Origin of the sequence: Xanthomonas dyei (genome assembly GCF_002939865.1) — a bacterium.
GTDB lineage: Bacteria > Pseudomonadota > Gammaproteobacteria > Xanthomonadales > Xanthomonadaceae > Xanthomonas > Xanthomonas dyei.
The window spans coordinates 78,960-89,942 of record NZ_MDEE01000017.1 but is presented as its reverse complement, the minus strand read 5'-3'; the positions used below and the strand labels follow the sequence as shown (position 1 = coordinate 89,942).

Sequence of the window (10,983 nt, the reverse complement as noted above, 5' to 3'; positions counted from 1 at the left end):
CATCGGGCATCATGGAGCGATGAAGATCTATCTCGTTGGCGGCGCAGTCCGCGATGCCTTGCTTGGCCAACCGGCCGGCGACCGCGACTGGGTGGTGGTGGGCGCCGACCAGGCGCAAATGCAGGCACAGGGTTTCAAACCGGTGGGCAAAGACTTCCCGGTATTTCTGCATCCGCGCAGCGGCGAGGAATATGCATTGGCCCGCACCGAGCGCAAATCCGGGCGCGGCTACCGCGGGTTCGTGGTGGATGCCGATCCGTCGGTGACGCTGGAAGAAGATCTGCTGCGCCGCGACTTCACCATCAACGCGATGGCGCGCGACGAAGACAGCGGCACCTTGGTGGATCCATACGGCGGTGCCCGCGATCTGCAAGCGCGCGTGCTGCGCCACGTGGGCCCGGCCTTTGTCGAAGACCCCGTGCGCGTCTTGCGTGCCGCGCGCTTCATGGCGCGGCTGGCGCCGCTGGGGTTCAGCATCGCACCGGAGACTGCCGCACTGATGCGCGAGATGGCCGCCAGCGGCGAGCTGGACAGCCTGGTGCCCGAACGCGTGTGGCAGGAACTGCGCCGCGCGCTGACGTGCGCGCAGCCCTCGGCCTTTCTGCGTACGTTGCACGACACCGATGCGCTACGCGTCATCCTGCCGGAACTCGATGCGCTGTATGGCGTCCCTCAACGTGCCGAATTTCATCCGGAAGTGGATACCGGCATCCATCAGGAAATGGTCAGCGACATGGCTGTGCGGCTGGCGCCTGGCGATGCGCTGATCGGCTTTGCCGCGTTGACCCACGACCTGGGCAAGGCGCTGACACCGCCGGACGAATGGCCGCGCCATGTGATGCACGAACAGCGCGGCGTTGCGCCGCTGCAGGCGCTGTGCGAACGGCTCAAGGTGCCGCAAGACTATCGCCAGCTCGCCGTCATCGCCTGCCGCGAGCACCTCAACGTGCATCGTCTGGCGGAACTACGCGACCGCACGCTGCACGAGCTGCTGGTGCGCTGTGATGCATTTCGTCGGCCGGAACGTATCGCGCAACTGGCGCTGGTCTGCGAGGCCGACAAGCGCGGCAGGCTTGGCAGCGAGCACACCGCATACCCGCAGGGCGCCGAACTCCAACGTCTGCATGCCGCCGCCCTGGCGATCAACGCACGCGACCTGGCCGCCGAAGGCTTGCAAGGCCCGCAGATCGGCGAGGCCCTGACAAAGGCGCGCATCGCCGCGATTGCGAACGCACGCAACCGCGACAAGCACAGCGGCAGCGAAGGGCCTTCTACACGCGCTTGATAAGCGGCTCTAGCGTGCGACGCGATATCCATGCGACTCAAGGGCACTGGCATGCAGCTGCGGCATCGCGGCGTTGCGTCCACACATTGCCATCTCTATCGAGCAAGATTGTGCGCGGTGTCGTTTGCGTTGCCGCGCTGCCCGTCGCCACCGACCTACACCTCATAGATGCCCGAGCGTGCCGAATCGTGACGCCCTGACCGCCAAAAGCAACGGACCGCTCTAGAACGAAGGACATCCTGTCGCAAGCGGTCGTCAGCTGGACGGCGCGGCGGAAACGTAAGGCAGGACGCGAACATGTCAACTTCGAGCACCGACCGCGCCAATCTGGCGGCCGCACTGTCGCCTGCTACCCAGTCGTAGTCGTCTATGTCGGCCAAAGCCTTCCCATCAGCGAGCGGCTGCATCGCGCAGCCGCTCGACATCCACTACATCTTGAAATTCAGACTCAGCATGAAGGAGCGGCCGTTTTTGTAAATGTAGTACGGCTGGTTCTTGTTGCCGATGTAGCTGAAGTAGGTTTCGTCCAGCAGGTTGGTGGCTTCCAGCGCCACGCGCAGCCGCTCGGTGGCCTGGTAGCCGAACGAGGCATCCACCTGGGTAAATGCATCGGTCATTTGCTGGCCATTGAGCCTGCCGATCTGGGTAAAGTACTCCGAGCGCCAGCCAAGATTGACGCGCGCACTCCACTTGCCCTGCTCGTAGTACGGGCTGATGTTGTAGGCATTGCGCGAGTTGTACGGCAGGCTGTAGTCGCCGTCGGTGTTGGAGTCGGAATACGTGTAGTTGGCGACCACGCCGAACCCGTTGCCGAAGTTGTGCTGCAGATTGAGCGCCACGCCCCGCACCTTGGCGTCGCCGGCGTTGGTCGGTACCGAGGTCTGATACGTGCTCGACCCGCCGGTAGCGTTGTTGAAGAACACGCGGTCCTGCACGGTGGTCAGGATGTAGTTGGAGATATCGCGCGAGAAGAACTCGCCGCTGAGCAAGCTGCTGTCGGAGAAATACCACTCCACCGACGCACCGAGATTGGTCGACTCGTAAGGACTCAACCCGGGGTTGCCGGTGGACGCGGTCAACGTGGTGTCGTCGGTGGCAACGTACGGCGTCATGTTGGTGTAGCGCGGCCGCGCGATGACCTTGGAGGCGGCAAAGCGCAGCATCAAATCATCGCGCAAGTCGTAGGCGATATTGAAAGCCGGCAACCACTTGCCGTAACTGCTGAGAAAATTCACCGGCGTGTAGCTGCCGCCCGGTGCATAGCTGAAACCATCGGTGGAGTCGCGCGTGTGCACGTAGCGCACGCCGATGTTGCCGCGATAGCGCTCGCCGGAGAAGTTGGCCTGCAGGAACCAGGCGCGATTCTGTTCTTCGATGCTGTAGTTGCCGGCGTAGCTGATCGGCAAACCGTCATCGCCCTCCAGGCCACCGATGTACTGACCGATGGCACCGCGATTGATGGTGGACCAACGCTGCATGTCGGCGCTGGTCGATAGTCCGTCCAGATAGCCGGACGGCGTGGTGCCCGGCGAGAAATCCGCCAGTGTGCTGCCGTCGTTCGGGTTCCAGGTGCGGCTGTACGACGATTGCCCGGTGGCATGGTTGGTGAGCTTGATGCCGGTGAGGAGTTGCGTAAACGGGCCCCACTCCACCGCATGGTCGAAGTCCAGCTGCAGGTAACGCTCTTTGTCGTACTGCGGGCTATGGCTGGCCGAGGCGTTATTGAGCTGCATCGCCGCTGCGTTGGTGGGATCGGTGCTGTAGTCCATCGCGGTGCGGCGCCCGTCGATGTTGTAGCTGTAGCCGGCAAGATTGCGGAACTGGATGCCGTAGATGCGCTCGGCACCGCCTTGCGAGCTGGTGTAGCCGACCTGGCTCGACGCATTCCAGCCATCGCCATGCCAGTCGGCACGCAAGTGGATGCTGCCGGTGGTGACGTCGCTATTGCGCAGGTAACCGTCCAGGAACGTGGTGGACTGATCGCCGAACGTGCCCGAGGTGGCCACGCCGTTTTCGAAGCCCAATGCCTGCGCATCGCCAGGGTTGGAACCCCAATAGCCGTAACGGCTCTGGTTGTAGTTGTCGAAACTTTCCTTGACGTACAGGCCGGTCAGGTTGAGCTCGAAGTCGGCATCGGGTTTCCACTGCAGCGCTGCGCTGACGCCATCGCGTTTGCGCGTCTGCTGAAACAACGCGGTGTTGATCGAAGTGGGAAACACGCCGGTGTTGTTGCCAACCACTGCAGGCGGAAACCCCGCGCCGGCGACATTGTCGTAACCGAAGATTTCCACACCATCGCGGCGCAGCACGCGCTGGGAATGCATCACCGAGGTGAGCACACCCAGGGTTTCGTCCTGGTTCTTCCAGCTATACAACGCCGATGCGTTGGGCTTGCCTTCCTCGGACCGGTCGTTGTAACCGTAGCTCACCGTGCCGGTCAGCGTATTGCGCTCCAGATCCAGCGGTTTGCGCGTATGTACGATCACCGTGCCGCCGATGGACCCTTCGTCGATGCGCGCTTCCGGCGTCTTGTAGACCTCCATCAGCCCCACGACTTCTGGCGCCAGCGTGCTGTAGTTGAACGAGCGGCTGTCCGGGTCGTTGGGATCGCCGCCCCAGCTTGTCGATGCGATGGTCTGGCCATTGAGCAACACGCGATTGAGTGCAGGGTCGGTACCGAGGATGCTGACCTTTTCGCCCTCGCCGAACTGACGGTCCACGGTGATGCCGGACAACCGCGACAGCGATTCGGCGACGTTGGTATCCGGGAACTTGCCGATGTCTTCGGCGCTGATCGCATCGACGATGGCATCGGCATTGCGCTTGACGTTAAGCGCCTTGCCCAGGCTGGCCTGATAGCCCACCACCTTGACTTCGTCCAGCGTCGAGACCGACGGGTTGGCTGGCGCCTGCTCCTGCGACGGCGCAGCGACGGGCTGTTGTTGTGCGGGCGCAGGTTCGGATTGTTGCTGCGCAGACGCGGGAAGCGCCAGTACGCCGCTCATTGCGGCGCCACCAATCAGCAAGCCGCGCACCGCTGCGCTCAATCGCGCGCGTCGCGGCCAATGCCTGGCTGCAGCAGTATTCAAGGAAGCGCTACGCGACTGCGCTGGATTGGCTTCCACAGCCTTGGTAAAGCGCGATTTAGAAGTGGCCTGCAACGCTGCGCAGAGACGATGGCGCACGTCGATTGATTGCGCGGTGGGTTGGCTTGTTGCGGAAACAGACAACGGGAACAGACGGGGAAACTGCATTACATTGACCTCGTGGCAGATACGTCAGGTCGCAACCGATGGGTTGCACTAAAGCGCGCTGCGCGCGCCATGCTGCGGTCCGTCCCCTGTGCCGGATCGCGAGCGGCGATCCGCGCGGCTCTATACAGCGCACGGATCGAAAGGCCACGCCGATGCACGGCTGGCTACAGTGATGTGATCGAGTGAAACAGGCTCCTGTTCGCTGACAACGTTATCAGCGAAGGTGCCTTCCGCAAGTTGCACTGTCAACTTGCTGCGAACTGTGTCTGCTTTTATGCGGAATGCATTACGACTGACGCAGATAATGGAATGACGGCATGACCGTAATCTCACTCTTGCTGACGCGCATGCAGACCACTGCGCCTTGCATTCACTTGCTGCAAGGCTGCGCAGCAAAATGTTGCGATGCAGAGTGTGATGTCTCCGTGGTGTGGTGTGGGCGTACGGCCGTCATGCAAAGCGCGATCCGGTGCGGTGCGACGGGCCTTGCATCCAACACGCAAGGCTTGCGCGCGATTGAACTGCCGGTGGATTGCTGCGTCAGTGCGACGCTGCCGAACGCACGCGAGCTCCGCATGGTGTGACGCGATGCGCCGTTTGACCTTGCATATGACGTCTTAATCAATGCATCGCATGTGGATTGGGATCAGCAGCGCCGTTGCTCTGCGCGCTTCATAGCGTCTGTGTGTATCGCCGTATGCGGCGCCGCCGCGCTGCGGCGTCACTGGCGTGTCTGCGTGCCCAGCACTCCGTCCGGCTGCAACACCCTCCACGCGCTGTCCGTTGCGATCCTGCGAACGGCACTGCGCGTCGAACCGCAGCGCACAGACACTCACCTTTAGAGCAGCTGACAAACCCACCAGGCTCACCGCCAGGCGGGCGTGGACGGTGCTCGGTGCGGCATGTACCACGCATCCACTCCGGTTCTGAGCGCGTCGTCCACACCCAGCTGACCGCTGCTCGCTACGTTCTGTTAGCCGCTCTTAGACTGAAAACTTCAGCTGCGCTCGCACGACCGCGAGCGCCGCCGCTTTCTTTGCCACAACGCCGCGTGATCGACGCGCCGATCCGTTGCTCGCGGCGCCCTCAGTCGCGCTGCCCGCCAACCCAGGTGCCCAGCACTTGCACGTTCGTATCCACCAGCACCAGATCGGCCTGGTAGCGGGGTGCGATGCGTCCCAGGCGGTCGCCCAGGCCGATGCATTGCGCGGGATAGGTGGAGGCCATGCGTGCGGCTTCGGCCAGATCCACGCCCAGCCATTGCACGCTGTTGCGCACCGCGGTGGCCATGTCCAGGGCGGAGCCGGCAAGTGCGCCGTCGGCATTGCGCACCACGCCGTCGACGGCGGTGATGGTTTCGCCGTACAAATCGAAGCTGGGGCTGTCGGCGCCGACCATCGGCATGGCGTCGGTGACCAGCAGCAGCTTGCCGCGCGGTTTGGCTGCCAGCGCCACACGCAGGCTGGCCGGGTGCACGTGCACGCCATCGACGATGACGCCGCACCACACCTGCGGGTCTTCCAGTGCGGCGCCGACAGCGTTGGGCTCGCGACCGGCCAGTTGCGACATCGCGTTGTAGACGTGCGTAAAACCGCTCACGCCGGCGGCAATGCCATCGCGCGCCTGCTCGTAGGTGGCCGCAGTGTGCCCGGCGAATACGATCGCACCACCGGCCACGAACGCGCGAATGTCGTCCAGCGGCACGCGCTCGGGCGCGAGCGTGATCAGGGTGACGCCATTGTCCAGCGAGGTGTCGACGGCAATTTCGTGCGCGTCCGGCAAACGGAACTTGTGCGCATCGTGGGTGCCCTTGCGTGCGGGGCTCAGGTACGGGCCTTCCAGATGGATGCCGAGCACGCCGGGCACGCCTTGGGCGATGGCCGCGCGGGTGGCCTCGATCGCTTCGGCCATCACCTGCGCGGTATCGCTGATCAGCGTGGGCAGCATGCCGGTGGTGCCGAAGCGACGATGCGCCGCGGCAATCGTGGCCAGTGCCTGGGGGTCGCGCGCGTTGTTGAACAACACCCCGCCGCCGCCATTGACCTGGATGTCGATGAAGCCCGGCAACAAGGTGGCGCCGCCCAACTCCACGCGCGTGTGCGCCTGTGCAACGCGCAGGTCGTCGGCCGGCACGACCGCCTGGATCTGCGCACCGTCCAGCAGCACGACCAGGCCCTCCTGCAAGCCGTCATCGGTGAGTACGCGTGCGTTGCACAATGCCTGAGTACGGGAAGCATCCATGTTCAAACGGTTTCCGTCACCTTGTTCAAATGCGGCGGTAAATCGGGATTGTGGCCACGCTGCAGCGCCAGCGCATTGATGGCGCGATAGAAGCTCTGCACGGTCAGCAGCGGCGCGCACGCCGGGTGCGCGGCATCGGCAAGCGGCAGATCGCCATCGGGCGCAGCCAGCCACACTTGCGCACCACGCGCACGGAATTCTTCGGCCAGTGCGCGCGTGCCGGCGCCGGTTTCGTCGGGCTGCGCAAAGACCAGCACCGGAAAGCCCGGGCCGACCAAGGCCATCGGCCCGTGTTTGACCTCCGCCGAGCTATAGGCTTCGGCATGCAGGCCGCAGGTTTCCTTGAACTTCAATGCCGCTTCCTGTGCCGCGCCCAGGCCCAGGCCGCGACCGAGCACGAACAGGTTGTGTGCAGGCGTCAAACCGGTGGTCAGTGCGGACCAGTCCGCCTGCCAGGCGCTGCGCAGTTGTTGCGGCAACGCATCCACTGCGGCGAGCAAAGCCGGGTCGTTCTTCCACACGGCGCCAAGGTGCAGCACCGCAGCGAGCGAGGCGAGATAGCTCTTGGTGGCGGCAACGCTTTTTTCCGGGCCGGCGCCGAGCGGAATCACCACATCGGCCAGCTGCGCCAGCGGCGAATCTTCCACATTGACCAGGGCCACCACGCGCGCGCCAGCGGCCTTGGCGGCTTCGGCATTGCGCAGCAGATCGGGGCTTTTGCCCGATTGCGAAATCACGATGTACAGCGCGCCACGCAGTTGTAGCGGCGCGGCGTACACCGAGCCCACCGATGGCGATGCGGAGGCAGTGACGATGCCCAGCTGCGTCTCGAACAGATACTTGGCATACGTGGCTGCGTGATCGGAGCTGCCGCGCGCGCAGGTCACCACGAACGGCGGCGGGTTGTCGCGCAACGACTGCGCAAGCGCAGCGATGGTGTCGGCGTTACGCGCGAACTGTGCGGCGACCACGTCGGCGGTCTGCGCCGCCTCGCGGAACATCAAGGTGTCGGTTTCCTGGGGGAGAGTCATCAGTACTCAGGCAGATTCGGGGGGAAGGGATTTGGCGGCCGGCGTCTGCGCCGGCGCGGTGGAACCGCGCACCACCAGCTGTGGCACGAAGCCGCGGTTCTGCAATTGCGCCGGCTGGTCGTCGTAGGCATCCTTGCGCAGCTGGCTGATCAACAAGCGTGCCGCGTGCCGCGCGATGTCTTCGGTGGCCTGCTTTGCGGTGGTCAACGCCGGCCAGGACTGCCGCGAGAACGGGCTGTCTTCGAAGCCGGCGATCGACAACTGATACGGCACATTCATGCCGGTGGACTTGGCTGCGGCCAGCACGCCGGCGGCGATTTCGTCGTTGCTGCCGAAGATGGCAGTGGGCGGCTCGCGCAGCGACAGCAACCGGCGCGCACCACGGAAGCCATCGTCGAAGGTGTAATCGCCGGGAATCACCAAGTGCTTGTCCAGCGGGATGCCGTAGTCCTTCAACGCCGCTTCGTAGCCGGCGTAGCGCTCGCCGCTGGAGCGATGCTGCGGGCCGCCCCACAAGAAGCCGATGCGCTGATGACCGAGCTGGATCAGATGCTCGGTGATTTCATATGCGGCATCGCGGTCGTCGATATACACGCACGGGCCGTCGCCGGGATCTTCGGTGGACGCGATGATGCGCACGCTCTTGATGCCGCGCGCGGCCAGGCCGGCGAGCAGCTCGGGGCGTTCGGACATCGGCGCGGTCAACACCACCCCGGCCAGACGCGAGCGCTGCACCCACTCGGCCAGTTCTTCGGCCAGCAACGGCGAAGTGGAATCGCAGGGATGGATCTGCAGGCCAAAGCCGGTTTCGCGGCAGGCGGCCAGCACGCCGTTCTGGATGCCGATGATGTGATACGGGTTGGGATTGTCGTAGACCAGGCCGATCACGAACGGCGTGCCGCTACGCAGATTGCGTGCGGACGGATCGGGTTCGTAATCGAGATCGGCGATGGCGCGCAGCACGCGCGCACGCGTTGCCTGCATCACCGAGGGCTCGTTGTTGATCACCCGCGACACGGTCTTCAATGAGACCTTGGCGCGCTCGGCGACGTCTTTGATGGTGGGCCTGCGCATGGAAGTGCCTTGTTCGTCGGAACGCATCATGCCGCGTCGCTCACTTGGCCTGGGCCGGAAGGCCCACGCGATGACCGCGCAGCGAATAGAACAGGATGTACAGATAGCACGGCACCATCAGCGCAGCGAACACGCCCTGGAAGTCGTAGTGCTGTTTGAGAATGGCGAACAGCTGCGGAATGATCGCGCCGCCGGCAATGCCCATCACCAGCAGCGCCGAGCCGATCTCGGTAAAGCGGCCGAGCCCGCGAATGGCCAGCGGAAAGATCGCCGGCCACATCATGGCGTTGGCGAAGCCGAGTGCAGCCACAAAGGCCACCGACACGTAGCCATCGGTGAGCAACGCGCCCAGCGAGAACAGCACGCCCAGCACCGCCGAGACGCTCAGGTAACGCGCCTGCGAAATGACGGTCGGGATCAGCACCAGGCCGGCGATGTAGCCCAGCAGCATCGCGCCCAGCGTGTAGGAGGTGAACAGCTTGGTGCTGTCCAGCGGCAGGTTGAAGCCATGCCCGTAGGTGCCGATGGCATCGCCGGCCATCACTTCCACGCCCACGTAGACGAACAGGCACAGCACGCCCAGCCACAGATGCGGGAACTGGAAGATGCTGGATTTCTGCACGTCGGCAGCGCCGGGCGTTGCGTTGGCTTCGGAGGCCTTGAGTTCCGGCAACGGCGAGAACAGCACGCCGATGGCCAGCAACAACAGCACGCCGGACATCACCAGATACGGTGCGTGGATCTTGGCGGCGAACGCAGTGAGCAAGGTTTCCTTGGTCGCGGCATCGGCGCTGGCCACCTGAGCGGACAGATCGCCGATCCCGTGCAGCACCAGCGAGCCAATCAGGATCGGCGCCAGGATGCCGGCGATCTTGTTGCAGATGCCCATCAGCGCGATGCGGCGTGCGGCGCTTTCGATCGGCCCCAGGATGCTGATGTACGGGTTGATCGCGGTCTGCAGCAAGGCCAGGCCGCTACCGATCACGAACAGCCCGCCCAGTGCGCCCGGATACCAGCGCTGGGTGGCGAACTGGCCGAACCCGGCCGCGCCCACCGCCATCACCACCAGGCTCAAGGCCAGGCCTTTCTTCATGCCGGTGCGCTTGAGAATCCACGACGACGGCAGCGCCAGAAAAAAGTACGACAGGTAGAACACCATCAGCACCAGAAACGCGTTGACCTCGTTGAGGTCGAACGCCAGCCGCACGAAGGTGATCAGCGGCCCGTTGATCCAGGTAAAAAAACCGATGATGAAAAACAGCACGCCGACGATGGCGATCGAGACAACGGGATTTGCGGGCCTGGCGGTAGTCATGGATCGGCTGGCTCTGAGGTTGTCGTAAGGAATGCCGTTGGCGTCAGCGGCGCAGTTCGGCGACGAAGTCGTAGAAGTCGTTATGGCAATAGGTATCGGTCAATTCGATTGCGCTGCCGTCGCGGGTGTAGCCCACGCGCACCACGTGCAGGATCGCCTCGCCGGTTTTCATGCGCAGATGTTCGGCCAGACGCGCCGGCAGATTGATCGCGCGGAAATACTGCAATGCGCGCACTACCGGCGTGCCCTGCGCATCCAGATAGCTGTAGAGCGAATCGCCCACCTGCTGCGGGTCGGCGACGATGCGTTGCGGCAGCACCGCGTGTTCGTAAGCCATGACGCGGTCGTCGGCGCTGCGCAGGCGCGTCAGCGAGGCCACCGACGCATCCGGCGACAGGCCCAGCCGCAGGATTTCTTCGCCATGCGCCGGGCGCAGACGCCGCTCCAGCCAACGCGTGCCGGGCTCGTAGCCCTTGATCCGCAGCGTCTCGCTGAAACTGGTCAGACCACTGAGTTGGTGCTGGATCTGGGTGGTGACGAAGGTGCCGGCCCCCTGGCGACGCGAGACCAGGCCCTGTTCGACCAGCACATCGACTGCCTGCCGCAGGGTGACCCGCGAGATCTGCAGGCGCTCGCACAGCTGGCGCTCGGCCGGCAGCGCTTCGCCGGCCTTCCACTGACCGCCACGGATGGCATCGGTGAGCTTGCCGGCCAGCTGCAGATACAGCGGGGTTGGCGCGGACGCGTCCAGGTGCAGGTCGTCCAGTCGCTTGTCGGCGTCCG

Annotated in this window: 8 protein-coding genes and 1 other RNA gene; 3 read left to right on the top strand and 6 right to left on the bottom strand. The window is 64.3% G+C overall.

The features are described from left to right. Positions 1 to 19: 19 nt before the first annotated feature. Positions 20 to 1,285, top strand: a complete 1,266-nt coding sequence (locus XdyCFBP7245_RS12930) for a multifunctional CCA addition/repair protein (RefSeq protein WP_104616003.1) — start codon at positions 20 to 22, stop codon at positions 1,283 to 1,285. Positions 1,286 to 1,713: 428 nt separating this feature from the next. On the opposite strand, the gene XdyCFBP7245_RS12925 is transcribed toward XdyCFBP7245_RS12930, so the two are convergent. Continuing rightward, positions 1,714 to 4,290 (bottom strand): TonB-dependent receptor, encoded by a 2,577-nt coding sequence (locus XdyCFBP7245_RS12925; RefSeq protein ID WP_104616019.1) that lies wholly within the window; start codon positions 4,288 to 4,290, stop codon positions 1,714 to 1,716. 566 nt (positions 4,291 to 4,856) lie between these two features. On the opposite strand from XdyCFBP7245_RS12925, the gene XdyCFBP7245_RS23790 reads away from it, so the two are divergent. Both XdyCFBP7245_RS23790 and XdyCFBP7245_RS12920 read left to right on the top strand, forming a co-directional pair. Further along, positions 4,857 to 5,123 carry a hypothetical protein gene (locus XdyCFBP7245_RS23790; protein WP_146091672.1) on the top strand — a complete coding sequence of 89 codons (267 nt, stop codon included), beginning with the start codon at positions 4,857 to 4,859 and terminating at the stop codon, positions 5,121 to 5,123. Positions 5,124 to 5,441: 318 nt separating this feature from the next. Next, a non-coding RNA gene (locus tag XdyCFBP7245_RS12920) (sX9 sRNA) lies at positions 5,442 to 5,518 on the top strand. A gap of 107 nt (positions 5,519 to 5,625) precedes the next feature. Here the strand turns inward: XdyCFBP7245_RS12920 and nagA are convergent. Genes nagA through XdyCFBP7245_RS12895 form a run of 5 tightly spaced genes read right to left on the bottom strand, consistent with a single transcriptional unit; the run spans position 5,626 to position 10,966 of the window. Next, a complete protein-coding gene (nagA, locus tag XdyCFBP7245_RS12915; RefSeq protein ID WP_104616002.1) occupies positions 5,626 to 6,780 on the bottom strand; it encodes an N-acetylglucosamine-6-phosphate deacetylase in 1,155 nt (384 codons plus the stop codon). A gap of 2 nt (positions 6,781 to 6,782) precedes the next feature. Then, positions 6,783 to 7,811: an SIS domain-containing protein gene (locus XdyCFBP7245_RS12910; protein ID WP_055850722.1), complete on the bottom strand. Its 1,029-nt coding sequence runs from the start codon at positions 7,809 to 7,811 to the stop codon at positions 6,783 to 6,785. A 6-nt stretch (positions 7,812 to 7,817) separates the two neighbouring features. Continuing rightward, complete coding sequence (locus XdyCFBP7245_RS12905; protein ID WP_104616018.1) at positions 7,818 to 8,885, bottom strand: LacI family DNA-binding transcriptional regulator; 1,068 nt, start codon at positions 8,883 to 8,885, stop codon at positions 7,818 to 7,820. Between the two features lie 40 nt (positions 8,886 to 8,925). Next, a complete protein-coding gene (locus XdyCFBP7245_RS12900; protein WP_104616001.1) occupies positions 8,926 to 10,200 on the bottom strand; it encodes a sugar MFS transporter in 1,275 nt (424 codons plus the stop codon). Positions 10,201 to 10,243: 43 nt separating this feature from the next. Next, complete coding sequence (locus XdyCFBP7245_RS12895; protein WP_211287694.1) at positions 10,244 to 10,966, bottom strand: GntR family transcriptional regulator; 723 nt, start codon at positions 10,964 to 10,966, stop codon at positions 10,244 to 10,246. Positions 10,967 to 10,983: the final 17 nt, after the last annotated feature.

Bases quoted from the DNA above. Each gene is read 5' to 3' on its own strand.
- nagA (WP_104616002.1), bottom strand. From the start codon at position 6,780: ATGGATGCTTCCCGTACTCAGGCATTGTGCAACGCACGCGTACTCACC.
- XdyCFBP7245_RS12910 (WP_055850722.1), bottom strand. From the start codon at position 7,811: ATGACTCTCCCCCAGGAAACCGACACCTTGATGTTCCGCGAGGCGGCG.
- XdyCFBP7245_RS12925 (WP_104616019.1), bottom strand. From the start codon at position 4,290: ATGAGCGGCGTACTGGCGCTTCCCGCGTCTGCGCAGCAACAATCCGAA.
- XdyCFBP7245_RS23790 (WP_146091672.1), top strand. From the start codon at position 4,857: ATGACCGTAATCTCACTCTTGCTGACGCGCATGCAGACCACTGCGCCT.
- XdyCFBP7245_RS12900 (WP_104616001.1), bottom strand. From the start codon at position 10,200: ATGACTACCGCCAGGCCCGCAAATCCCGTTGTCTCGATCGCCATCGTC.
- XdyCFBP7245_RS12930 (WP_104616003.1), top strand. From the start codon at position 20: ATGAAGATCTATCTCGTTGGCGGCGCAGTCCGCGATGCCTTGCTTGGC.
- XdyCFBP7245_RS12905 (WP_104616018.1), bottom strand. From the start codon at position 8,885: ATGCGCAGGCCCACCATCAAAGACGTCGCCGAGCGCGCCAAGGTCTCA.